This window comes from Pandoraea aquatica (assembly GCF_902459565.1).
Taxonomy (GTDB): domain Bacteria; phylum Pseudomonadota; class Gammaproteobacteria; order Burkholderiales; family Burkholderiaceae; genus Pandoraea; species Pandoraea aquatica.
The window spans coordinates 860725-884127 of sequence record NZ_CABPSN010000001.1 but is presented as its reverse complement, the minus strand read 5'-3'; the positions used below and the strand labels follow the sequence as shown (position 1 = coordinate 884127).

Below are 23403 nucleotides of genomic sequence, written 5' to 3'. Positions count from 1 at the left end.
TATGACCGACTCCATCGAATTTGCCGACGACAAGCGCGCGTTTGCCAATTCACAGCAGTTTCAGGACATCAAGACCGCTGCGCACGAACATCTGCTGGCGCGTATCGAAGAACTCGGCGCGGAATTCGGGCGCTGGAGCCGTAGCGCGATCCAGCAGTTCGTCGATCTGGAGATGGACGGCTTCGTGCGTCTGCGCCGCATCCCGATCAACGAGGCGGAGTTGCGTCAGATATCCGACGCGTTGACCAAGGAACTGGCCGGCTTCGGTCCGATCGAGGATCTGCTGGCCGACGCCGCCGTGGAAGACATTCTGATCAACGGCTACAACGACGTGTATGTCTCGCGTCGTGGTGTGCTGGCACGCGAAGCGCTGCGCTTCTCGGACAATCAGCACCTGCTGCGCATCGTGCGTCGTATTCTCGCGCCCATCGGGCGGCGTCTGGACGAATCGAATCCGATGGTCGACGCGCGTCTGCCCGATGGCGGACGTCTGAACGTAGTGATCGAGCCGCTCGCCGTGGACGGCCCGGTCGTCTCGATTCGTAAGTTCCGCAAAGACCCGCTCAAGCCGTCGGACCTGCTGCAACTCGGCAGCTTCAACGAAGAGATCTACAACCTGCTCGAAGCGGCGGTGCGCTCGCGTTGCAACATCCTCGTCTCCGGCGGCACGAGTTCGGGCAAGACGTCGCTGCTCAACGCGCTGGCGAGTTTTATCCCCGCGACCGAGCGCGTGGTGACGGTGGAAGACACGGCCGAACTCTCGCTGAACCACCCGCACGTGGTGCGGCTGGAGTCGCGTCAGGGCGGCTTCGACGGTTCCGGTGAAGTGACGATTCGCGACCTGATTCGCAACAGTCTGCGGATGCGTCCCGACCGGATTATCGTGGGCGAAGTGCGCGGCTCCGAAGTGCTGGAAATGATGCAGGCGATGAACACGGGCCACGAAGGCTCGATGGCCACGATCCACGCCAACTCGCCACGCGAATGTCTCTATCGTCTGGAGATGCTGGCGGGTTTCGCCGGGTTCCAGGGCAGCGAGAGCAGTCTGCGCCGACAGATCACGAGTGCGCTGGACTTCATCGTGCAGATCGGCCGCCTGTCGAGCGGACGCCGGCGGATTCTGTCGATTACCGAAGTGACCGGCGTGTCCGATACCGTCATCTCGACGCAGGAGCTGTTCCGTCACGAGTCTGTCGTCGGTCCGGACGGCGAGGAAAAGGACAAGTGGGTCTCGCTCGGGCTCCAGCCGCATTCGCCCAAGCTGCAACGTTACAAAGAGCAGACCCGCAATGCGGCGGCCGCCGTGCAGGCGCAACAAGGCAATGTGCCGCCGGACTCCGGTGGTGGTGGCTTCTTCGGACGTCGTCGATGAACGCCCTCGTGCTGTGGGCCGCATGCATCGCACTGCTGCTGGTGGCAGCGGGGCTGGAGCTGTGGCGTCGCACCCATCAGCGCGCACGCGAACAGGCGACCAGCGCGTTCCTTGAGCGTCAGCTGGCGCAGAACGCGCCGAAGTTCGGGGGCACCGAGACGGGCGAAGTGCGTTTGCCGCGTCGCAAATCGTTGCCGTGGGAGTTCTTCTTCGAGCGCGCGGGCGTGCAGCCCGATACGCCGTTCTATCTCATGCTGATCGTGCCCGGGATCGTGCTGACGCTGGGGTTCTGGGCGTGGCAGGGGCCGCTCTCGGCGATTGTGATTCTGATCGTGTACGCGGTGGTCACGGTACTGCGCTACTGGCTCAAGGCAGCGCGCCGGCATCGTGACATCGTGCGCCAGTTGCCGATCTTTCTCGACGGCATGGTGCGGATGCTGACCGTCGGTAACAGCTTGCCTGCGGCGTTTCAGTCGGCAGCGGGCAACGCCGATCTGCCGCTGCGCGAGTTGCTGGAGCGAGCGGTGCGTCAGGTACAGGCGGGCGTGGAGCTGGACGTCGCGCTCAAGCAGATTGCACGCGTCTATCAGGTCGATGAGATTTATCTGTTCGCGTCGGTCGTCGATCTGTCGACGCGTTTCGGCGGACGTGCCGACCAGATTCTGGCGCGCATGTCGGGCTTCATGCGCGACCGCGAGCAGGCACAGGCCGAGTTGTTCGCGCTGTCGTCCGAGACGCGGATGTCGGCTTGGGTGCTTGCAGCGCTGCCGATCGTCGTCAGTGCGTTGCTGATGTTGCTGAATCCGAAGTTCTTCGAGCCGATGTTCCAGGAACCGGCCGGTCAGAAGTTGCTGGCTATCGGGCTGGGACTGGAAGTGTTCGGCGGTTTCGTGCTGTACCGGTTGGCCAAGTCGCTCTGAGCGCGAAGGACCTGCAGCCATGAACTTCTCATCGTTCTCGACTGACTCGCAAACCTGGATGATGCTCGGCCTGCTGATGGTCGCGGCAGGGCTGTTACTGGCGGCGTCGGCCATCTTGCTGCGCGCTGTGCGGCAAGGGCGCAGCGAACGAATGATTGATCAGGTGTTGGCCAGCCGTCAGCAACAGGCGCTTGCGGCGTTGCGCGCCGCCACGTCACCAGCGGGATTGCGTGCCAACGTCAACGGCGACGACGATGCTCAAGGGGTGGGAGAGGGCGGCGCAAAGCAGCGTGGCTGGCGTTCGCTGCTCGATCGTGCGGCGGCGCTCGGCAAGCAGTGGTCGGAAACGCGCCTCGGACAGAACCTGATCGCGGCGGAGGATCGTCTGCTGCTCGCGCAATGCGGCTATGACAGCGTGCGCGCCAAGTCGCTGTTCCTCTTCGCACGCGTGGCGCTGGCGGTAGTGTTGCCGCTGATCGTCTGGTTGTGGTTTCCGGGCGGTGGCGGGCTCGGCACGATCCTTCGGCTGATCGGCGCGGCCGGCGCCGGATTGCTCGCACCGAAGTTTTACGTGCAGCGCAAGGCAGGACAACGTCGCCGCGATCTGGTGGACGAACTGCCGTTGCTCATCGACTTGTTGCGACTGCTGCAAGGCGTGGGGCTGTCGATGGACCAGAGCTTGTACGTGGTGGTGTCCGACTTCCGCGAAGTGCTGCCGATTCTGTCGAAGGAATTCGAGAACGCCAACCGGCAGTACGCGTCGGGGCGCGGCCGCGAGGCGTCGATGGGACGGCTGCGCGAGGTGTACGACAACGACGATCTGCGCGCGCTGGTGAGACTGATCGTGCAGGTCGAACAGCACGGCGGCGCGGTGCAGGAGCCGTTGCAACAGTTCAGCGATCGCTTGCGCGAACAGCGCCGTCAGACCATGAAGGAGCGCATCGGCAAGCTCACCGTGAAGATGACGCTCGCCATGATGCTCACGCTGCTGCCCGCGCTGATGCTCGTGGTGGCCGGACCGGCACTGCTGTCGCTGACCAAATCCATGGAGGCCATGAATTGACCATGCCAATCCAGACGCCATACGTCGCACGTGCGCAGTCGCGCCATGCCGGCGCGCTCGCCGCGTCCACTGTGACCGTTGCGCTGTGTGCCGCGCTGCTGGCCGGGTGTAGTAGCGGGCCGACGATGGGCGCGTACGGCGCACCGTCGGCCGCCGCGCTCATGCAGGCACAGCAGAACGACGAGGAAAAAGCAAAGCTTGCGAAGCCCGACACGCGTGAGTTGTATCTGTCGATGATCCGTCAGGTGCAGGATCAGGGGTCTTACTTCGCGTCGCTCGCGCACATCGAGCAATTCCGCATGCAGTTCGGTGCCGCGCCTGACGTCGACATTCTTCGCGCCGATGCTCTGCGCGAGACGGGGCAGCCCGACGCGGCCGAGCAGGCGTATCGCCAGTTGCTGGGTAGCACCGAAGCCGCTGCCGCCTGGCACGGTCTGGGACTGGTCGCCGCACAGCGCAAGGACTACGCCGGGGCCACGCAGGCGCTGCGCGAGGCCGTGTCGCGCGCACCGACACAGGCGTTCTATCTCAGCGATCTGGGCTTCGCGCTGCTGCGTAATGGTGAGCCCGCTGCCGCACGTGTGCCGCTGGCACAGGCGGCCGAGTTGCAGCCCGACAGCAAGAAAGTGCTCAGCAATCTCGCTGTGTATCTGCTCGTGACCGGCGACCGCTCGCGCGCCGACGCGATGATGACGAACGCCAAGATGCCGCCGTCCACGCGCGAAGCCATCGACAAGCTGGCTGCCGATATCCGGGCGCAGACCAAGGCGCGCAAGCAGGCCGCAGACGCTGCCGCGGCACGGGCCGCAGCACAGGCGGCTGCAGCCATCGCGCCGCAGGCAGCACCTGTCGTGGCAACCGCATCGGCATCCGCGACACCAACCCGCGAGAGCGCAAACGGCGATGGGCCGGTCGTGGTCCGACTGCCGCAGGCGAGCGCGTCGGACAGTGGACAGAGCAAGATGCCGTCGAAGCCATCTCAGGTCGCGTCGGCATCGGACGCCAAGCTCGCGCGCGCCGGAGACGGACCGCGCAGCGATATGCCGACCTCGATGCTCGACCGCTTCGCGCATTCGCAGTAAGAACGAACGCAGCAACATCAGGGGAGACGTGAAGATGGCCATCCAGAAACTTCAGGGAACACCGGGCGTTAGTCCGCTTCGTGCGGCGCAGCTCGGGCTTGCCGTGTTCACGCTTTGGGCCGGGGCCGCCGCAGCGCAGAGCAACGCGCCCGTCACCGGCACGATGGGGGGAGCGGACTCGCGCGCCGTTGCTACGACGTCCGCTGCGCCGGTGACGCAGCCAGTACCGGCCGCCACCACGGCACAGCAGGCACCCGTTGCACAGAGCACGGCCGCGCCCTCGCAGCAGGCCGTCCGAATTCCGGCCAACGTGGTGCGTCGCACCTCGCCGCCGGTCATCGGTTCGCCCGCGCGCGACGGCATGCTTGGCGACGAGACCGAAGCGTTGCTCGCCGTGCAGTCGAACAACCTTGCCGCAGGGCCCGGCCTGCCGATGCTCGGAGCGACAGCGTCGCGCGCTTATCGTCGTTATCTGGAAAGTTTCAACTACGCGATCCCGGCGTTCTTCACCACGATGGTCCAGAGCGATAACGGCACGGGCGGTGGCGGTGGCAACGGCGGTGGCGCGTCACCGGCGGCAGCGGGGGCTGGCGCGAGCCAGTGATGTCTCATGACTCCGCGTGCGCGTGGGCGCTCAACGAATGACACGACTCGTGCGAAGGGCACGAAGCGTACGGTGTGGTTTGCCGGACGCCAGCGCGGGTCGGTGCCGATCCTCGCGTTCATCTTCCTGACCGTCGTGCTGATTCTGGCGTTTTCCATCGATGCCGGTTTCGCCTTCATGAAGCGACGCGATCTGCAACGTGCCGCCGACATGGCGGCGCTCGCCGGCGCGCAAACGCTGCCCGGTTGCGCCAACACGACCTCGTACGACACCGTCGCGCGGGCGAACGTGGCGTCGAATCTCGGCAACAACGTCACCAGTCTGACGATCGCCACGTCGTGCGGGACCTGGACGTCGCCAGCGGCCACGGCGACGACACCGGGGACGTTCGTCGCCGCGACGTCGGCCAATGCGGCGAGCGGCAACGCCGTCCAGGTGACGCTCACGCTCGGCGTGCCGTCGTTCTTCCAACTGGCGGGCACGCGCACGATTTCCGCGACCGCCGTTGCACGCAAAGCGCCCGCGGTGGTGACGTTCACGGTCGATTCGGGGCTGCTCGCGCTCAATGCGAATAATTCGGTGCTTGCGCCGCTGCTCAACTCTGTGGGGATCTCGCCGACACTGTATGTAGGCGCGGCGCAGCAGCTCGTCGGCGTGAACATCACGCCCAAGGGGCTATTGCAGGCACTCGGCGTGCCGGTGACGGGGGACGTGAGCGTAGCGTCGCTCTCTGGGGTCGCGGCGGTGAAGAACCTCACGGTCGGCACGCTGCTGAGTGCGACGAATACGGCACTCGCCACGCAGAACGGCGCATTGTCGGCCTCCGTCACGGCGATGAACAACCTCATCAATGTGTTCGCCAACAGCCCGGTACTCAATCTGCCGATCAACCTGCTCGGATCGGCAACGACGCCGGGCATTATCGCCAACATCGATGCGGCGGGGGTGAGTGCGGCGAACGCGCTGAACGCCAATGTGGGCATCTCCGATCTGATCACGGCGGCCATCGTCGGCGGGACGGGGAGCAATGCCGTCGCAATTCCGTCGCTCAATATCCTCGGCGGGACAGTGTCGGTGGTCGCACGGGTGATCTCGCCGCCGCAGATCGGCGTCGGCGGCGTAGGGGCTACGGCGACGAACGCCCAGGTGCGATTGTTCCTGACGGTCAATTCGGCAGCGTCCAGTGCTGGCCCGCTCGCCGGGATTCTCAGTGCTGTAGGCACGCAGTTGAACCTGCCGCTTGTGCTGGAAGTCGCGCAGTCGACGGCGACCGTGACGGCGCTGCAATGCGGCGCGACGCCATCGACCACCTTGCAAGTCAACTCGGGACTGGTGAACGTTTGCGTGGGGGCGGCGGCCAGCGGCGTGAACGTGCAGACCAACCCGGCAAGCTGCACCACGCTCATGACGCAACGCACGAACATCGCGACCTTGCTCGGGCTCATCAATGTCGGGGCGAACGTCAACCTCTCGCTCGTGACCAATTCGCCCGCGCCGATTACCTTCACAGGACCGTTCCCACAAAAGGTCGGGCCGATCGGGTCGAGTGTGAATCTTAGTCAGATCGTCTCGGCGTTGCTCACCGGTCTGTCGCTAGACGTCAGTGCCGGCGGTACGTCGACATCCGGGACCATCGGCACCGGGCTGGTCAACAACGTGCCGTCGGCAGTCGCCGGTGCTTCGATTTCCACCGTCAACTCGTTCCTCAGCTCGGCGGCCAATGGACTGAAGCAGACGACTAACGCGCTGGGCACCACACTCGGCGGTGTGCTGACACTCAACTTGCCGCAGGTACTCGGCGGCGTCGGCGGGTTGGTCGGCGGACTGGTCAATACATTGGGCGGCATCGTGAGCGGCTTGCTCGGCGGTGTCACCGATCTACTGTGCAATTTGTCCGGTAACGCCAACCAGTGCCGTATCAACGCGGTGTCGGGTTCGATCGGCACGTCCGACATCTCGCCCGTCCTCGGCAGCGTGCTCTACACCTTGCTCAACCCGCTGCTCACGCCGCTCAGCAACGTGCTGAACACGCTGCTGTCGTCGCTGGGCATCACGCTGGGCATGACGACAGTGACGGTCGACAGCATCAATTGTCAGAACGGGCTGGTGCAGCTCGTGTATTAGCGAACCTACCGGAACACATTGCGACGCCCAAACCGGAGCCGGGACGACGCACCGAATTTCACCATGACGAACGCCGGGGGGCGTTCGCCAACGAGCGGACCAGCATGAAAAGCAAGCCAGTACGTGAAGACCTCGATGTCTACGTGTGGGAAGGGAAGTCGGACATTGCCGACCGCGTGTCGCATTGCCTCGCAAGCTTCGACATGGAAGTGATTCGTGCAGACGGCGCCGACCTGTCGCGCGAGCGCACGCGTGCGCGGCCGTCCATCGCCGTGGTCAGTGTGTCGGTGATCGAAGGCGCGTCGACCAACGCAAACGAATGGCAGCTCGGTCACGGCATGCCGGTGATCTGGGTGGCGACGACGCCGCGCGAGAATGACCGCAGTGTCTTTCCGCCCGAGTACAGCAACATCCTCACGCTCGACTTCTCCGGCGCGGAACTGCGCACGCTCATCTTCAAACTCTCCGGTGCGATTGCGGAGGCCGACCGCGCGCCTGTACCGTCCGACCCGCTCGTCGCCCAATCGAGTGCGATGCTCGGCCTGCTCGCCGAAGTGGATGCCTTTGCCGACTGCGATTCGAACGTGCTGATTCACGGCGAGACCGGCGTGGGCAAGGAGCGGATTGCGCGTTTGCTGCACGACAAGCAGAGCCACTACGGGCAGGGGCCGTTCGTTGCCGTGAACTGCGGAGCGATCCCCGACGGTCTGTTCGAGTCGCACTTCTTCGGGCACGCCAAAGGGGCGTTCACCGGGGCGTTGTACTCGCACAAGGGCTACTTCGAGCAAGCCAACGACGGCACGCTGTTCCTCGATGAAATCGGCGATCTGCCGCTGTATCAGCAGGTCAAGCTGCTGCGGGTGCTGGAGGACAGTGCGGTGACGCGTCTGGGCTCGGCGCAGCCGGTGAAGCTCGACTTCCGGCTGGTGGCAGCCACCAACAAGCACCTGAAGTCGATGGTGCGCGACGAGTTATTTCGCGCCGACCTGTTCTACCGTCTCGCCGTGATCGAGCTGCACATCCCCAGTCTTGAAGAGCGCGGACCGGTCGACAAGCTGGCCGTCTTCACGGCGTACCTGGGCAAGGTGGTCGGCGACAGCGAAGTCGGCGCGCAGGTGCCGCCGTGGCTGCGCGAACTGGTCGAAGGCGGCGTGTTTCCCGGTAATGTCCGCGAAATGCGCAATATCGCCGAGCGCGTCGGCATCATTTACCGGCAACTCGGGGGCTGGGACGAGCGTCGGATTCGTCCGATCTTCGATGCGTTGTCGATGGGTGCCACCGGGGCGGTCCCGCGCGCCGACGATCCGGCACGCAGCGGCGCACTGGCCGACCGTGCACGCTGGGACGCCACCGAACGCGCGCGCATCGTGGCGGCGCTCGACGCGAATGGCTGGCGGCGTCAGGACACGGCGAATGCGTTGGGCATCAGCCGCAAGGTGCTGTGGGAGAAGATGCGCAAGTATCAGATCGTCGGCAACGATTCGGAGCTGGCGAGCGAATACGAGGGATAAATACGAGGGTGAATACGAAGGACAAGTATGACCCCGCGTGTTGCGTGGGGACTGCCTCAATCGCACCTTGAATGACGGGATTTTTCTGACAAACGGCTTCTACTGACCGGAAGTCCCGCGCCCCTTCAGTTGCGCAGTATCAACAGATGAAATCGCGGGGCCACAATAACGCATTCCCTGCTTGGAAGAGCGCGCCTCAATGGATAGAATTGTCGGCTATTGCGGGCATGCGGTTATCATTCCACAAATACGCAGGTCTCAGATCCTCGGGACGGAGTCCGGGGTGGCGAATGAATGCGACGAATAAGGACCGCACACGGTCCGGTCGATAACAGGAAAACAGATCAGATGAAAATCAGTGATTGCCGGGGGCGGTTGTGGTTGGGCGTGGGGGTGGCATGCCTGGCAGCCTGGGGAACGTCAGCGATGGCTGCCGATGCGGTGCGCGACGTAACGGGTGCAACGCCTGCACAACTGGCAGCTCCGGCAGTGCCTGCGCAATCGGCCACGGCACCCGCCGCCTCGGGCACGATTCAGGAACTGCGCGATCGCATCCAGAACAAGGAAGTGACCGAACTGCGCACGACCTATAACGGTCGCTACGGCGCGAGCCTGTTGTTCTACCCGCAGACGCTGGGCTACTACGTCGCCCTGTTCCACGAAGGCCAGTTCTGGCGCGTGGTCAAGGTGAGCAACGAGAAGAAGGCCGAATCGCTTTACGCCGACTTCGTTCACCAGACGCAGGTCCTCGCCGACGTCGAAATCAACCGAATCAAGCTCGAAGCGCAGAAGGCGATGATCGAGCGTCAGCTGGCCGAGAGCGAAACCCGCCTGAACGCCGTGCAGAACGACCTCAGCATCCAGCGTCAGCAGGAACAGGCGCTGGCACAGAACCAGCAGGCCGTGCGTGAGCAGGCCGCCGCGCTGGAAACCGAACGTAGCGCCGCGCGCATCCGCCTGACGGACGTTCAGGGTCAGATCCGTTCGCTGGAAGCGCAGCAGAACACGGTCGACTCGGAACTTGTGCGCTCCGTCAAGGGCTCGACCAAGAAGACGACGCGTCGTCGCTGATCGATGCCAGACCAGCGAGTCGCTGGGTGATGTCTCGGACATCTCAAGATGTGAGAAAGCCGCCTTCGGGCGGCTTTTTTCATGGGCGTGTCGAACAGCCGGGGTCATGCAGTCGTGGGGCAGCGTGGTCGACACATCGGACGTACAGGCCACTGTCGCTACACGCAATTGCCGGGGCTGTCGACACAGGAATCGCGCATGTCTGGCATATGTCGCGCATTTGCAACTCGAAAAGCGGTGCCGCACCGGCGATCCCACGTGCGCTCATGTCGGGCAAAACCCTTGCCGCGCGGGACTGGTCACGGCACGCGGCTCGTCATATCCTAGCGAAGCATGTCATGTAACAGGTCCGGCGCTCAGCATCTGCCCGGACTGGCGAGGGAACCGGCGCCCAGTTAGAATAGCGCCCATTTTGTGCAGCGCAATAAAGCGATTACCCAAACCTTATGACGCAAAACATTCGACACGGGCAGCGCCCTCAGGCCATGCCCGCGCTCATGGTGGCGGCCATCGGCGTGGTCTTCGGCGATATCGGCACCAGCCCGCTCTATGCGCTCAAGGAATGTTTCGATCCGCAGCACGGCATTCCGTTTAATCAGCAAGCCGTGTTCGGCATCATCTCGCTGCTGTTCTGGGCGCTGGTGATCGTGGTATCCCTGAAGTACGTATTGTTCGTGATGCGCGCCGACAACCGCGGTGAAGGCGGCGTGCTGGCGCTCATGGCGCTCAGCCTGCGCAGCGTGCGGGCCGGGAGCAAATGGGCGTCCGTCCTCATGATGCTAGGGATGTTCGGCGCCTGCATGTTCTACGGGGATGCGGTGATCACACCAGCCATCTCCGTGATGTCGGCGGTGGAAGGGTTGGAGATCGCAGCGCCCTCGCTCACACGCTTCGTGTTGCCGATTACCATCGTCATCCTGATCATTCTGTTCTCGATGCAGAAGTCGGGGACGGCCAAGGTCGGCCGTCTGTTCGGCCCCGTCATGGTGGTCTGGTTCGTGATTCTCGGCGTGCTCGGCGTGTACAACATGGTGCTCGCGCCAGAAATCGTCAAAGCGATCAATCCCTACTACGGCATCCATTTCATCCGCACGCACGCGCTGCAAGCGTACATCGTGCTCGGCTCGGTGTTCCTGGTGCTGACCGGTGCGGAAGCGCTGTACGCGGACATGGGCCACTTCGGCATCCGTCCGATTCGCTTCGCGTGGTCGTTCCTCGTGTTCCCGGCGCTGGCGCTGAATTACTTCGGTCAGGGCGCGTTGCTACTGTCCAATCCGAAGGCCATCGAGAACCCGTTCTTCCTGCTCGCACCGGACTGGGCGCTGCTGCCGCTGGTGATCGTGGCGACGGCCGCGACCGTGATTGCATCGCAAGCGGTGATTTCGGGGGCGTTCTCGCTCACCAGTCAGGCGATTCAACTCGGCTACGTGCCGCGTATGAAGATCCTGCACACGTCGGATCGCGAGATCGGTCAGATCTACATGCCGGTCATCAACTGGTCGCTGCTGCTGGTCATCATCTGGATCGTGCTGGCGTTCAAGTCGTCGAGCAATCTGGCGGCGGCGTACGGGATTGCCGTGACGACGACGATGGTCATTACGACGATTCTCGCCTGCGTGGTCATGGTCAAGGTCTGGAACTGGAACAAGTTCCTCGTGGCGCTCATCATCACAGGCTTCCTTGTGGTCGACTTCGCGTTCTTCGGCGCGAACCTGATCAAGGTCGAAGAGGGGGGCTGGCTGCCGCTGGCGCTCGGCGCGTTCCTGTTCTTCATGCTGATGACGTGGCACAAGGGCCGTCAGTTGCTGCGCGAGCGCACGGCCGCCGACGGGATTCCGCTCGGTCCGTTCCTGCAAGGTCTGCTGGCGCATCCGCCGCATCGCGTGGCTGGTACCGCCATTTATCTGACGGGCGGCAACACGCTGGTGCCGGTGAGCTTGCTGCACAACCTCAAGCACAACCGCATCCTGCATGAGCGCACGATCTTCCTGACCTTCCGCACACTCGACGTGCCCTACGCCGAAGACGGCAGCCGCATTGAGGTCAAGGACCACACTGGCGGGCTCTTTAGCGTGGTCGCGACGTTCGGCTTCAACGAGACGCCGGACGTCAAGGAAGTGCTGCATCTGCTCGAAGAGAAGACCGACATGCACTTCGAGTTGATGGATACGTCGTTCTTCCTCGCGCGCGAAACGGTCGTGCCGACCAAGCTGCCGGGGATGTCGATCTGGCGCGAACGCCTGTTCGCCTGGATGCACCAGAACGCCGCCAAACCGACGGACTTCTTTAGTATTCCCGCCAACCGTGTGGTTGAGCTGGGGACGAAGATCGAGATTTGACGGCGAAGGGTTTCGCTACCCGGTGATCGCCGGGTAGCGTGGAGCGCGGACTGCCATGACGTCCGCGCTCCACGCGCATCGACGGGCGCCGACGCGCTTAGATGCGTCCGACCGACGTCAGACCCGACAGACTCTCGCCCAGTGCCAGCCCGGCATTCGACAGCGATGCGTAGAAGCCGAAAATCGCCTTCGCGCCATAAGCTTCCGTTCCACTCGCCAGACATGCCATGACCGCGTCGTCGATGTCGACGGGGTAGTGTTCTGTGCCGTGCCAGATTTGCGCGCACGCGTCGAGATTGGCGAGCGGCTTGTAGCTCCAGACTCCCGAATGGTTGTCTCGCACGAGCAGAGCGGGCGCTGCGTGGTCCCACAGCACCGCGATGTTGCGATCTGCTGCATGTGTCGGCGGATCGGCAGGATTGTCCGAAAAAACGATTTCAATGGTGGTTTCGCCCATGTCGCTGAGAAACGCCGCTTTCGCCGCGTCTCTCGCGGCGTCGCGTGCTGCAGGGTCGTTTTGGCACGCCATGGCGGTGTCGCACATCGTGGCGATTAGGCGCGATTGCGCGTCGGTCAGATTGAGTAGCCCGAGCGCGTAACCGGCTTTGCTGAAAGCGCCGGACGACGGAGTCGCTGCGTTGATCAGAAGACGGTGGGCGAAGGCAAGTTCGAGTAAGGCTTTGCGTTTTTCTTCGACATAACGTTTCGCATGTGCTTCATTTGCACTTGATGCGTGATATGCGGCGAGTTTCGTGAATGCCGTGCGAAGCGTGTCGGTGGAGGGGGCGTGAAAGGCGCGGTCACAGGCGTCGTTCGACGCTACCAGCAAGTCGAATCCAAGCGGATATGACAACGCTTGGACGGGGGAAATCGAGGTCATCGGATCAATGTCCAAAAGTGGATTGGGCGGCACGTGATCGGTGAGCGCCACGTGCGTCGGGGGAATTGTCTGGCGATCCTTGACCTGACCGCTTGCAGATAGTGCGCCCGGTGTTTGCGTTGCGCATTTTCATTACGCTTGCGTCGCACGCATTGGACGAAAAAAAGCCCGCTCAATTTGAGCGGGCTTTTCTTTATGGCACAGCCGTTGCGATCAGCGCTTGAGCTTGGCGAATGCTGCCGCCATGGCGTTGACCGTTTCCGGCTCGCGCTGACGGCCACCGCCGCCATTGTTGCCACGGTGACCACCGCCGCCGGCACCCCGTCCACCTGCGTTGCCACCGCCGCTGCTCGGGCGATCGCTCGCGCCGGCCACCGGCAGATCGTCGTTCAGACGCATGGTGAGCGAAATACGCTGACGGCGCGGATCGACTTCGAGCACCTTGACCTTCACGATGTCGCCAGCCTTCACGACTTCGTGTGGGTCCTTGATGAACTTCGTCGACATGGCAGAGACGTGAACCAGACCGTCCTGATGCACACCGATGTCGATGAACGCACCAAAGGCGGCCACGTTCGTCACCACGCCTTCGAGCTGCATGCCGGGCTTCAGGTCGGTCAGCTTTTCGACGCCGTCCTGGAACGTTGCCGTCTTGAACTCGGGGCGCGGGTCGCGACCCGGCTTTTCGAGTTCGGTCAGGATGTCCTTGACCGTCGGCAAACCGAAACGCTCGTCGACGAATTCCGTCGGCGACACGCTGCGCACGACCGAACCGTTGCCCATCACATCGCCAATCGACTTCTTGATCTTGGCGAGAATGCGCTCGACGACCGGATATGCTTCCGGGTGAACCGACGAACGATCCAGCGGATTGTCGCCGCCGTTCACACGCAGGAAGCCGGCCGCCTGTTCGAACGTCTTGTCGCCCAGACGCGGCACCTTCTTGAGCGCTTCGCGGTTGGAGAACGGGCCGTTGCTGTCGCGGAAGTCCACGATGTTCTTCGCAAGCGTGCTGTTCAGGCCCGACACGCGGGCGAGCAGCGGAGCCGATGCCGTGTTGACGTCCACGCCCACGGCGTTCACGCAATCCTCGACGACGGCGTCCAGCATACGGGCCAGTTCGCGCTGGTTCACGTCGTGCTGATACTGACCCACGCCGATGGCCTTCGGCTCGATCTTGACGAGTTCCGCCAGCGGATCTTGCAGACGGCGGGCAATCGAGACCGCGCCGCGCAGCGACACGTCCAGTTCCGGGAATTCCTTGGCCGCGAATTCGGAGGCCGAATACACCGATGCGCCGGCTTCCGACACCACGATCTTTTGCAGCTTCAGTTCGGGGTGGCGCTTGATCAGTTCCAGCGCGAGCTTGTCCGTCTCACGCGAGGCCGTGCCGTTGCCGATGCTGACGAGTTGCGCGCCGGTCGCAGCGGCAATCTTCGACAGGCGAGCCAGCGAGCCGTCCCAGTCGCGACGCGGCTCGTGCGGATAGATCGTGTCGGTGCCGAGCAGCTTGCCGGTCGCATCGACCACGGCCACCTTCACGCCGGTGCGCAGCCCCGGGTCCAGGCCGATCACGCCCTTCGGACCGGCGGGCGCGGCGAGCAGCAGCGCCTTGAGGTTGCGGGCGAACACGCGAATGGCTTCGCTCTCGGCGCTCTCGCGAATCTGCGTGAGCAGCTCCGATTCGAGGTGCGGCTGCACCTTGACGCGCCAGCTCCAGCGGCAGACGTCGCCCAGCCACTTGTCGGCGGCGCGGTTCTGCTGGCGAATGCCGAAATGACCGGCGATCACGCCTTCGCACGGATGCGGGACCTGTGCGTCGAGTTCTTCGCCGAGGCCCAGCTTGACCATCAGAATGCCGAGGTTGCGGCCGCGGAAGAGGGCGAGCGCACGATGCGACGGCACCGCTGAGAGCGGTTCGGCGTAGTCGTAGTAATCGCGGAATTTCTCGCCTTCCTCGCTTTCCTTGCCTTCGACGACTTTCGACGACACCACCCCCTGATTCCACAGGTAGTCGCGCAGCTTGCCGAGGAGTTCGGCCGTCTCGCCGAACTGTTCCGACAGGATGTCGCGCGCGCCGTCGAGTGCGGCCTTCATGTCGGCCACGCCCTTCTCGGCGTCGACGAACTTGGCGGCTTCGACTTGCGGGTCGAGCGTCGGATCGGCGAGCAGGGCCTGCGCGAGGGGCTCAAGGCCGGCTTCGCGGGCGATCTGCGCACGGGTGCGGCGCTTTTGCTTGTACGGGAGGTAAAGGTCTTCGAGCGTCTGCTTCGTTTCCGCCGCCACGATGGCGGTGCGCAGTTCGTCGGTCAGCTTGCCTTGCTCTTCGATGCTCGCGAGGATCGCGCCCCGGCGGTCTTCCAGTTCGCGCAGATACAGCAGGCGCTCTTCCAGATTCCGCAGTTGCGTGTCGTCGAGGTTATCGGTCACTTCCTTACGATAGCGAGCGATGAAGGGCACGGTGGCGCCTTCGTCCAGCAGTTGCACGGCGGCGGCGACCTGACGCGGCTGCACGTTAAGTTCGTCGGCAATGCGTTGAACGATCTGAAGGGCTACGTTTTGCGTCATGAGTGTTGCGAGTTACCCAAGTGCCAGGAGCGGGGCATTTTGCCATAAACCGCGGGCGCGTCCGGGCAGGCAATGCTAAAATTTGGCATGACTCCGCTCAACCTCATGATTTCCTTCGAAAAATTGTTTTCGCGACTGAATCTGCGCCAGGTTTCGCGCCGTCCCGCACGTGCAACGATCTCCGCCGTCGGGCTGTTCGGCGTCGTGACGGCTGCGGCCGTCATGCCGTTTGCCGCATCGGCGCAACAGGGCCTCTCCGCCGTCGAGGCGGCCGGGCGTACGACCGAACAGCTCCGGGTGCCCGTCAAGCCGTTCGATGCGGCCGCTGACCGCATCCCGTCGTCGGCCAGCAAGGCCAGCGCTGCCGCTGCTGCCGCCGAGGACGACAAACCCGTTCCCTATGACGATCAACTGGACCTGCATCCGGCCGCCGACGATTTTGGCGGCCGTCGCGCAGTGCTCGATCGTCAGCGGGCATGGATCGATTACCGTTTCGAAGAAGCCAAGTACGAGTGTGCGTCGAAGTTCTTCGTGAACCATTGCATCGACAATGCGCGCGACGAGCAGCGCGAAGCGCTCAAGGCCGTTCGCAGCCAGCGTCTCGTGCTGGAAGATCAGGAGCGCAAGGCACGCGCTCAGGAGCGTGACGAGCGTCTGGCGGAAAAGCGGGCACAAACGGCTGCCGAAGCGCCGCAGCGCGCGGCGGAGCGTGCTCAAAACGTCTCCGATTACGAAACCAAGCAGGCTGAGTATCAGCAGCGGGTGACGGAGCGTACGGGCCAGGCACCTGAGCGCGCGGCGAACTCCCAGACGTACAATGCCAAGCAGGCCGCGCAGCAGCAAAAGCTCGACGAGGCGAAGGCATCGGCGGCGCAGAAGGCTGCCGAGCGCGAAGAGAACGTCCGTAAGTACAACCAGAAGCAGCAGGAAGCCATCGAGCGTCAGCAGAAGTCGGATGCCCGCCGCAACGAGTCGCAATCGGGCAGCTCGCCTGCGCAGAAGGCCATTCAGGGGCAGTAAGCGACGCCGCGTGTCGGGACATATCGACGCGCGCCGCTGCTTGGAATGTGCGGGTTGAGTCGGCTAATGCGGCTAAGGCGTCGCTAAGGCCGCCAAGGCGGTTGAGTCGATTAGGGCCGATACCGGAATCACTTGAGAGTTGCAGGAGAGTCGCCACGATGCAGCAAGATCTTCACTCCGTTGGACGCCGCATCATCGAGTTGCAGATCGAACACCGCGATCTGGACTACCTGATCGACAAGTTGCTGACGGAGCCGACGTACGACGAACTCCAGGTCTCCCGGCTCAAGAAGCGCCGTCTGAAGATCAAAGACACGATCACCCTGCTGCAAGTGCAACAAACGCCGGATCAGCCCGCCTGAGTGGGCTAATCCGCAGATCCGCGAGACGTCGGCGAGTATCGTCCGAATTTGTTCGAAACGTTGTCCGAAAAGTCCGCGCGGGTATTTTTTCATTGCGGCGCCGCGAATCTCCACAAGGGGAATCGCGGCGCCTTCGAGTTTTCTGAGCCGTTTTGACCGATTCCGCCGCATCCAGCGATTCCACTGATCTCTCCCGAAGCCCCGATAGTCCGGACGCACCGACGTTCCACGGACTCAAGCCGCTCGCGCCCCGGCGCGAACGCGAGTTGGAGGAAATCTTCGGCGACGGCGGCATGCTCGCCCGCGCCATCGACGGTTACCGCTCGCGCGAGCCGCAGACCGAGATGGCGCGCGCCGTGGCAGCCGCCATGGACACACACGACTCGCTGATCGCCGAGGCCGGCACCGGCACGGGCAAGACCTACGCTTATCTCGTGCCCGCGATGTTGTGGGGCGGCAAGACGATCATCTCGACCGGCACCAAGCATTTGCAGGATCAGATCTTCGCGCGCGACATTCCCACCGTGCGCAAGGCGCTCGCCGTGCCCGTGACCGTGGCCATGCTCAAGGGGCGCGCGAACTACCTCTGCCACTACTATCTGGAGCGCGCGCAGCAGGAAGGGCGCTTCGCGTCACGTCACGAGGCGGCGCAACTGCGCGAAATCACGACGTTCGCGCAAATCACGCACAGTGGCGACAAGGCGGAACTGGCGTCCGTCCCCGAGAACGCACCGATCTGGGCGCAGGTGACCTCAACCCGCGATAACTGCCTCGGTCAGGATTGCCCGCGCTACAAGGACTGTTTCGTGATGCAGGCGCGCAAGGAGGCTCAGCAGGCTGACCTCGTCGTCGTCAATCACCACCTGTTCTTTGCGGACGTCATGCTGCGCGACACGGGCATGGCCGAATTGTTGCCTAGCGCGAACACCGTCATCTTCGACGAAGCGCATCAGTTGCCCGAGACGGCCACGCTCTTTTTCGGTGAGACGGTCTCGACCACGCAGTTGCTCGAACTGGCGCGCGACTGCGTGGCGGAGGGGCTGATTCATGCGCGCGACGCGGCCGATTGGGTCAAGCTCGGCGCGAGTCTGGAGCGTGCCGCGCGCGATGTGCGTCTGACGTTCGGTCAGGACAACGCGCGCATGTCCGTCACGCAATTGCCGGACGATCACGAACTGTTTGGCGCGCTCGAAAGTGTGGACCTCGCGCTGCAAGACCTCATCGAGACGCTTCAGCATCAGTCCGAACGTGCGGAAGCGTTGGGCGCATGTCTGCGCCGGGCATTGGAATTGCACGAGCAGTTGGAGCGCTGGCAGATGGGCGTGACGCCGCCGACGCCGGGCGAACAGCCGCTGCCGTTGCTCGATCCCGACGCGCCGCGTGTGACCGACGGCAAGCGCGAGAAGGCGGCCAAGGCACGCGAGGCGGAAGCTGCGCGGCTCGCCGCCGAGGTGAAGGCTGCGGAAGACGGCGACGCAAAATCGGACAAGACTGAAAAAACCTATACGCCGCCGGAAACGGTCCGCTGGATCGAAGTGTTTTCGCAGGCAGTGCAGTTGCATCAGACACCGCTCTCGATTGCGCCGATTTTCGCGAAGCAGCGCGCCGGCGCACCGCGCGCGTGGATCTTCACCTCGGCTACGCTGTCGGTGAAGGGCAACTTCATGCACTACGCCGCCCAGCTTGGGTTGGATGCGGGCAAGTCGCTCACGCTGGCGAGTCCGTTCGACTATCAGAATCAGAGCTTGCTATACGTGCCGCGCGGCTTGCCCCAACCCTCCGCGCCGAACTTTACCGATGCCGTGCTCGACGCCGCGTTGCCCGTGCTCGAAGTGAGCGGTGGCCGGGCGTTCGTGCTGTGTACGACGCTGCGCGCGGTGAATCGCGCAGCAGAGCGTCTGCGCGAGGAGTTCGAGCGTCGCGGTTGGCCGTACCCGTTGCTGGTGCAGGGCGAAGCCAGCCGTACCGAACTGCTCGACCGTTTCCGCGCGCTGGGGAACGCGGTGCTCATCGGTAGCCAGAGTTTCTGGGAAGGTGTGGACGTGCGCGGCGAGGCGCTCTCGCTCGTCATCATCGACAAGCTGCCGTTTGCGCCGCCTGACGACCCGGTGCTGGCCGCACGTCTCGACGCATTGACGAAGAAGGGGCTGAGCCCGTTTGCCGTTCACCAATTGCCGCAGGCCGTGATTACGCTGAAGCAGGGCGCGGGACGATTGATTCGCTCCGAGGCCGATCGCGGCGTGCTGATGATTTGCGATCCGCGTCTGGTGGATAAGCCTTACGGGCGTCGGATCTGGCAGAGTCTGCCGCCGTTCAAGCGCACGCGGGAGTTGCCGATTGTGCGCGGTTTCTTCGACGAGATGGCGGCGGAGGCCGGCGGCTGACGACTGTTCGTCCCGTATGTACATAGAAAAAGCCAGACGTCGATGCGTCTGGCTTTTTTGTTGCGGGATTTAAGCCGGAAGGTCGTTAGCCGGGAAGGGCATCCAGCCATCGCCCGATGACGGCCGGTGCGACCTCCGACAGGCGTGCGTGATGCACGCGTGCATCGTTGCGCAACGTTGTCGGGTCGATCTTGGCGGTGCCGAGTTCGCAGGCGTGGCCGACGAGCCAGGACTCGATGCAGGCGGCATCGGCTTCCAGATGAAATTGCAGACCGAGTGCGTGATCGCCCATCGCGAAGGCCTGATTTTCGCCAATCGCAGTGCGAGCGAGATGCGTCGCGCCCGGTGGAATGTCGAACTGATCCCCGTGCCAGTGCAGCACGCTGGCGTTGCCAAGGGCGGCAAGCGGAGACGATTGTCCGGCTTCGGTCAGCGTCAGCGGCGCGTAACCGATTTCTTTCACCCCTAGCGGATAGACCTTTGCACCCAGCGCGCGCGCCATCAACTGCGCGCCGAGGCAAATACCCAGAATCGGCTTGTTAGCGCTCAGGCGTGCTCTCACCAGCGCAAGCTCATTTGCGATAAACGGGTGAATCACGTCGTCGAACGCCCCGATCGGACCGCCGAGTACCACCAGCAGGTCGGGCGCAAGGACGTCGACGGCGCGAAGGTCCGCGAGCGGTGCATCGACATACTCGATGCGGTAACCGCGTTGGGCGAAGTACGGCGCCAGGGTGCCGAGGTCTTCGAAGTGCACGTGGCGCAAGGCCAGCAGTGTCTTGTCGGGGGCGGGGGTGGTGCTCACAAAACGAACTCCTGTCGAGGGATCGTCATGACGACGGGAAACAAAAAACCCCCGCATAGGCGAGGGCTTTTCGATGCATTCGAACCGGCAACCGGCTTAACGCCAGATCTGCCACCAGGACTTCTTGTCGCCCGGATTGTTGTCGATGCGACGGCCGACCGTGAGGTAGCCGCTGTTCGGGTAGGTCTTTTCCATCACGCGGCGAGCGTCGTCACGCAGTTCGGTCATGCCGAGTTTGTCGTACGACTTGATCATGATGCCGAGGGCATCTTCCAGCGCCGGTGCCTGATCGTAGTCCTGCAAGGCGGTCTGCGCGCGGTTCACAGCGGCCAGATACGCGCCACGGCGATAGTAGTACTCGGCGGCGTGCACTTCGTGGGCGGCCATCGCGTTCACGGCGTAACGCATGCGCAGGGCGGCATCGTTCGCGTACTTGCTCGTCGGGTAGTGCTCGACCAGGTACTTGAAGCTGTCATACGCGGCACGCAGCGCCTTCGGATCGCGCTCGCTCAGATCCTGACCCGAGAAGCGGCCGAACAGGCCGAGGTCGTCGTTGAAGTTGATCAGGCCCTTGAGGTAATAGGCGTAATCGATCGACGGGCTGTCCGGATGCAGACGAATGAAGCGATCGACGGCCGTGAGCGCCTGAGCCGGCTCGTTGTCCTTGTAATAGGAGTAGGCCGTGTTGATCTGGGCCTGTTGAGCGTGCGGGCCGAACGGGTCGCGCCCTTCGAGCAACTCGTAGTACTTGGCGGCTTTCGTATAGTCGCCGCCGTCGAAGCTGTCCTTGGCTTCCGAGTATAATTTGTTCGTCGACCAGCTGGCCGTTTCGTCGACCTTCTCCGGCAGAATGCCACAGGCGGCCATGCTGCCGACCACAATCGCGGCCAGCGTCAGATGTTTGACAAGTTTCAGGGCTTGCATGCTCGTTGGCTTCACTTCTCGATGACCCGTTCAATAGTGCCGGATTATAGCGTAACCGCCTCATTTGCCACGGAAAATGCGGAGGATTCGTCAGACGACGATTTCGACTCGCTTCCGGGGGCTTTCTCAGACCCCATCCAAAGCGCCGTAACAGACGCAACTTCTTCGATTCCCGAGTCTTCCGCCGCCGCGCCGCTCGTCGCGACATTGCCCGACGCGCTCGCCGGCGAGCGTCTCGACAAGGCGCTGGCGCAGTGCTTCCCGGAATATTCCCGCAGCCGCCTTCAGGCCTGGGTCGAAGACGGCCGCGTCACGCTCGACGGCGAAACCGCCAAGGTCCGCCAGAAAGTGGCCGGTGGCGAAGCGGTGGTCATTACCCCCGCAGCACTCCCCGAACAACTGGCGTTCGCGCCGGAGCCGGTACCGCTCGACGCTGTCTATGAGGACGCCACGCTCGCCGTCTTCAATAAGCCCGCAGGCCTTGTCGTTCACCCGGCGGCAGGCAACTGGTCCGGCACGCTGCTCAACGGCCTGCTGCATCGTTATGGGCAAGCGGCCGCCGACCTGCCGCGTGCAGGCATCGTCCACCGGCTGGACAAAGAGACGTCCGGCCTGATGGTGGTCGCGCGCACGCTGGTCGCCCAGACGGATCTGGTCCGCCAGTTGCAGGCGCGCTCCGTCAAGCGGCATTACGCCGCGCTGGTATGGGGGCGCCCGCCGCTGCGTACCGTCGTGGACGCGCCGATTGGCCGCGATCCGCGTGAGCGCACGCGCATGGCGGTCGTGCAGGGGCAGGGCGGCAAGCCGGCGCGCACCCGGGTGGTGACGGTCGCGAGCGCAGAATGGGAAGGATCCCCGATTTCGCTAGTGCTTTGCTCGCTGGACACGGGGCGTACGCACCAGATTCGCGTTCATCTTTCCCATCTTGGGCATTCGCTGCTGGGCGATCCGCTCTATAAGCCGCGTCACAAGCGTCCGGCGCTGCCGGGTGGCTTTGCGCGGCAGGCGCTGCACGCGTGGCGTCTGGGGTTGATCCATCCCGAGGACGATGCCGCCATGCATTGGCAAGCGCCGCTGCCGGACGACATGCGTGAACTCATGCGCGCGCTCGGCCTCGAATTCGACTTCACAACGCTCCCCGATTCGCTCGATGACTTCTTCCCTGCCTGAGCAAGACAGCAAGTTCGATAGCGCGCAAGACACGATGCCCGCAGACTGGATCGTTCCCGACTGGCCGGCCCCGGCGAACGTTCGCGCCGTGTTCACGACGCGGGCGGGCGGCGTCAGTCAAGGGCCGCAGGCCACGTTCAACCTCGGTTACAAGGCGGACGACGATCCCGAAGCCGTGCGTACGAATCGTGCGTTGCTGGCCGCGAGGACGGGTGTGCCGTCGGCATGGGTCGCGCAGGTTCACGGCCCGCGCGTGGTCGATGCACTGGCCGCATTCGACGCCGTGAACGCCGGTGAGCCGCTACAGGCGGACGCCAGCGCGACCGACGCCGTCGGGCTGGCGAGCACGATCATGGTGGCGGACTGCCTGCCGGTGCTGCTGTGCGACGCGCAAGGGCGCGCCGTGGCGGCGGCACATGCGGGCTGGCGGGGGCTTTGCGCAGGTGTCATCGAGCAGACAGTACAGGCGTTGCGCTCGCGGTTGCAGAAATCCGGGCAGAACGATGGCGACGATGGCGCGCAAGTGATCGCATGGCTCGGTCCGTGCATCGGGCCGACGGCGTTCGAAGTGGGACCGGAGGTGCGCGAAGCGTTCCTCGGCGCGGCGACCCCGCAGGAGCGGGACGCAACGGCTGCGGCCTTCGTCCCCCATGGCGATCCGGACGCTGGCAAATCGCTGGCGGATCTGTGTGCGCTGGCACGCTTGCGCCTCGCGCGTGAGGGCGTGACGAGCGTTTCGGGCGGAACGTGGTGCACCGTCGGCGATCCGGCGCGCTTTTACTCCTATCGTCGCGATCGGACGACGGGACGCATGGCCGCGCTGGTCTGGCGCGTTAGCTGAAGCGCTACTCCGCGTCATCGGGTCGCAGCGCGCGCGTGCGCCGCGCGCGGCTTCCCGCGATGTACAGGATGAGGAGCGCCGGCCCGATCCCGCCGAACAGGAAGATGGCAATGCCCAGCCACGCAGACGGCGCGGTGATGGCGACCATGCCAATGACGTAGAGCCAGCCGAGAAGAACAATGATCATCGGGACAAGTCGGGGCAAACGCGCATTCAAAAATGGGTAAGGCGACGGGACAATGCACCCAGGACGTTCGCCGCAAAGATTGACACGCCTGCGCGCGCACGCAAGAATGCTTCACAGGCGGGGCGCATCGCTCATAAAGTGAAGCACGCCGCCGCGTTTCGGGCGCCGGCCCTGAA

At 63.9% G+C, this 23403-nt stretch carries 19 protein-coding genes; 14 read left to right on the top strand and 5 right to left on the bottom strand.

Translation table 11 applies throughout. From position 1 onward, the window contains the following. Position 1 precedes the first annotated feature (1 nt). The 9 genes from PAQ31011_RS03630 (at position 2) to PAQ31011_RS03595 (ending at position 12086) form a co-directional block, all read left to right on the top strand. Positions 2-1372, top strand: coding sequence for a TadA family conjugal transfer-associated ATPase (locus tag PAQ31011_RS03630; RefSeq protein ID WP_150574499.1), 1371 nt, complete (start codon positions 2-4; stop codon positions 1370-1372). Next, positions 1369-2292, top strand: a complete 924-nt coding sequence (locus PAQ31011_RS03625) for a type II secretion system F family protein (RefSeq protein WP_150574498.1) — start codon at positions 1369-1371, stop codon at positions 2290-2292. Before PAQ31011_RS03630 ends, PAQ31011_RS03625 begins: the two co-directional genes overlap by 4 nt. Positions 2293-2311: 19 nt before the next feature. Beyond that, the gene (locus PAQ31011_RS03620; protein WP_150574497.1) at positions 2312-3355 is read left to right on the top strand and encodes a type II secretion system F family protein; all 1044 of its coding nucleotides are present in this window, start codon (positions 2312-2314) and stop codon (positions 3353-3355) included. Between the two features lie 2 nt (positions 3356-3357). After that, positions 3358-4437, top strand: a complete 1080-nt coding sequence (locus PAQ31011_RS26290; RefSeq protein WP_174989915.1) for a tetratricopeptide repeat protein — start codon at positions 3358-3360, stop codon at positions 4435-4437. A 34-nt stretch (positions 4438-4471) separates the two neighbouring features. Next, the gene (locus PAQ31011_RS03615; RefSeq protein WP_174989913.1) at positions 4472-5041 is read left to right on the top strand and encodes a DUF3613 domain-containing protein; all 570 of its coding nucleotides are present in this window, start codon (positions 4472-4474) and stop codon (positions 5039-5041) included. 72 nt (positions 5042-5113) lie between these two features. Next, positions 5114-7165: a TadG family pilus assembly protein gene (locus tag PAQ31011_RS03610; protein ID WP_174989911.1), complete on the top strand. Its 2052-nt coding sequence runs from the start codon at positions 5114-5116 to the stop codon at positions 7163-7165. A gap of 104 nt (positions 7166-7269) precedes the next feature. Next, positions 7270-8676: a sigma 54-interacting transcriptional regulator gene (locus tag PAQ31011_RS03605; RefSeq protein WP_150574494.1), complete on the top strand. Its 1407-nt coding sequence runs from the start codon at positions 7270-7272 to the stop codon at positions 8674-8676. 348 nt (positions 8677-9024) lie between these two features. Then, a complete protein-coding gene (locus PAQ31011_RS03600) occupies positions 9025-9747 on the top strand; it encodes a DUF2968 domain-containing protein (protein WP_150574493.1) in 723 nt (240 codons plus the stop codon). Between the two features lie 446 nt (positions 9748-10193). After that, complete coding sequence (locus tag PAQ31011_RS03595) at positions 10194-12086, top strand: potassium transporter Kup (RefSeq protein ID WP_150574492.1); 1893 nt, start codon at positions 10194-10196, stop codon at positions 12084-12086. Between the two features lie 97 nt (positions 12087-12183). On the opposite strand, the gene PAQ31011_RS03590 is transcribed toward PAQ31011_RS03595, so the two are convergent. Continuing rightward, positions 12184-13017: a hypothetical protein gene (locus PAQ31011_RS03590; RefSeq protein ID WP_150574491.1), complete on the bottom strand. Its 834-nt coding sequence runs from the start codon at positions 13015-13017 to the stop codon at positions 12184-12186. 162 nt (positions 13018-13179) lie between these two features. Continuing rightward, the gene (locus tag PAQ31011_RS03585; protein WP_150574490.1) at positions 13180-15534 is read right to left on the bottom strand and encodes a Tex family protein; all 2355 of its coding nucleotides are present in this window, start codon (positions 15532-15534) and stop codon (positions 13180-13182) included. A gap of 87 nt (positions 15535-15621) precedes the next feature. On the opposite strand from PAQ31011_RS03585, the gene PAQ31011_RS03580 reads away from it, so the two are divergent. The 3 genes from PAQ31011_RS03580 to PAQ31011_RS03570 all read left to right on the top strand — a co-directional run bounded on the left by PAQ31011_RS03580 (position 15622) and on the right by PAQ31011_RS03570 (position 19300). After that, complete coding sequence (locus PAQ31011_RS03580) at positions 15622-16554, top strand: hypothetical protein (RefSeq protein WP_150574489.1); 933 nt, start codon at positions 15622-15624, stop codon at positions 16552-16554. 158 nt (positions 16555-16712) lie between these two features. Next, positions 16713-16916 carry a YdcH family protein gene (locus PAQ31011_RS03575; RefSeq protein ID WP_039397848.1) on the top strand — a complete coding sequence of 68 codons (204 nt, stop codon included), beginning with the start codon at positions 16713-16715 and terminating at the stop codon, positions 16914-16916. A 152-nt stretch (positions 16917-17068) separates the two neighbouring features. After that, a complete protein-coding gene (locus PAQ31011_RS03570) occupies positions 17069-19300 on the top strand; it encodes an ATP-dependent DNA helicase (protein WP_150574488.1) in 2232 nt (743 codons plus the stop codon). 85 nt (positions 19301-19385) lie between these two features. On the opposite strand, the gene PAQ31011_RS03565 is transcribed toward PAQ31011_RS03570, so the two are convergent. Together PAQ31011_RS03565 and PAQ31011_RS03560 are read right to left on the bottom strand one after the other, a co-directional pair. Further along, a complete protein-coding gene (locus tag PAQ31011_RS03565; protein ID WP_246179320.1) occupies positions 19386-20105 on the bottom strand; it encodes a glutamine amidotransferase in 720 nt (239 codons plus the stop codon). Positions 20106-20201: 96 nt separating this feature from the next. Then, the gene (locus PAQ31011_RS03560; protein ID WP_052252785.1) at positions 20202-21029 is read right to left on the bottom strand and encodes an outer membrane protein assembly factor BamD; all 828 of its coding nucleotides are present in this window, start codon (positions 21027-21029) and stop codon (positions 20202-20204) included. Between the two features lie 21 nt (positions 21030-21050). Between PAQ31011_RS03560 and PAQ31011_RS03555 the strand changes: the two genes are divergently transcribed. Next, positions 21051-22199 carry an RluA family pseudouridine synthase gene (locus tag PAQ31011_RS03555; protein WP_174989909.1) on the top strand — a complete coding sequence of 383 codons (1149 nt, stop codon included), beginning with the start codon at positions 21051-21053 and terminating at the stop codon, positions 22197-22199. A 34-nt stretch (positions 22200-22233) separates the two neighbouring features. After that, positions 22234-23040 carry a peptidoglycan editing factor PgeF gene (gene pgeF, locus PAQ31011_RS03550; RefSeq protein ID WP_150574895.1) on the top strand — a complete coding sequence of 269 codons (807 nt, stop codon included), beginning with the start codon at positions 22234-22236 and terminating at the stop codon, positions 23038-23040. A gap of 4 nt (positions 23041-23044) precedes the next feature. On the opposite strand, the gene PAQ31011_RS03545 is transcribed toward pgeF, so the two are convergent. Then, positions 23045-23227 carry a hypothetical protein gene (locus tag PAQ31011_RS03545; RefSeq protein WP_150574486.1) on the bottom strand — a complete coding sequence of 61 codons (183 nt, stop codon included), beginning with the start codon at positions 23225-23227 and terminating at the stop codon, positions 23045-23047. Between the last annotated feature and the right edge of the window lie 176 nt (positions 23228-23403).

Excerpts from the sequence above, each read along its gene's own strand:
- PAQ31011_RS03560 (WP_052252785.1), bottom strand. The coding sequence starts at position 21,029 with ATGCAAGCCCTGAAACTTGTCAAACATCTGACGCTGGCCGCGATTGTG.
- PAQ31011_RS03630 (WP_150574499.1), top strand. The coding sequence starts at position 2 with ATGACCGACTCCATCGAATTTGCCGACGACAAGCGCGCGTTTGCCAAT.
- PAQ31011_RS03600 (WP_150574493.1), top strand. The coding sequence starts at position 9,025 with ATGAAAATCAGTGATTGCCGGGGGCGGTTGTGGTTGGGCGTGGGGGTG.
- PAQ31011_RS03580 (WP_150574489.1), top strand. The coding sequence starts at position 15,622 with ATGACTCCGCTCAACCTCATGATTTCCTTCGAAAAATTGTTTTCGCGA.
- PAQ31011_RS03575 (WP_039397848.1), top strand. The coding sequence starts at position 16,713 with ATGCAGCAAGATCTTCACTCCGTTGGACGCCGCATCATCGAGTTGCAG.
- pgeF (WP_150574895.1), top strand. The coding sequence starts at position 22,234 with ATGCCCGCAGACTGGATCGTTCCCGACTGGCCGGCCCCGGCGAACGTT.
- PAQ31011_RS26290 (WP_174989915.1), top strand. The coding sequence starts at position 3,358 with ATGCCAATCCAGACGCCATACGTCGCACGTGCGCAGTCGCGCCATGCC.
- PAQ31011_RS03585 (WP_150574490.1), bottom strand. The coding sequence starts at position 15,534 with ATGACGCAAAACGTAGCCCTTCAGATCGTTCAACGCATTGCCGACGAA.
- PAQ31011_RS03620 (WP_150574497.1), top strand. The coding sequence starts at position 2,312 with ATGAACTTCTCATCGTTCTCGACTGACTCGCAAACCTGGATGATGCTC.
- PAQ31011_RS03545 (WP_150574486.1), bottom strand. The coding sequence starts at position 23,227 with ATGATCATTGTTCTTCTCGGCTGGCTCTACGTCATTGGCATGGTCGCC.
- PAQ31011_RS03605 (WP_150574494.1), top strand. The coding sequence starts at position 7,270 with ATGAAAAGCAAGCCAGTACGTGAAGACCTCGATGTCTACGTGTGGGAA.
- PAQ31011_RS03555 (WP_174989909.1), top strand. The coding sequence starts at position 21,051 with ATGACCCGTTCAATAGTGCCGGATTATAGCGTAACCGCCTCATTTGCC.
- PAQ31011_RS03615 (WP_174989913.1), top strand. The coding sequence starts at position 4,472 with ATGGCCATCCAGAAACTTCAGGGAACACCGGGCGTTAGTCCGCTTCGT.
- PAQ31011_RS03595 (WP_150574492.1), top strand. The coding sequence starts at position 10,194 with ATGACGCAAAACATTCGACACGGGCAGCGCCCTCAGGCCATGCCCGCG.
- PAQ31011_RS03625 (WP_150574498.1), top strand. The coding sequence starts at position 1,369 with ATGAACGCCCTCGTGCTGTGGGCCGCATGCATCGCACTGCTGCTGGTG.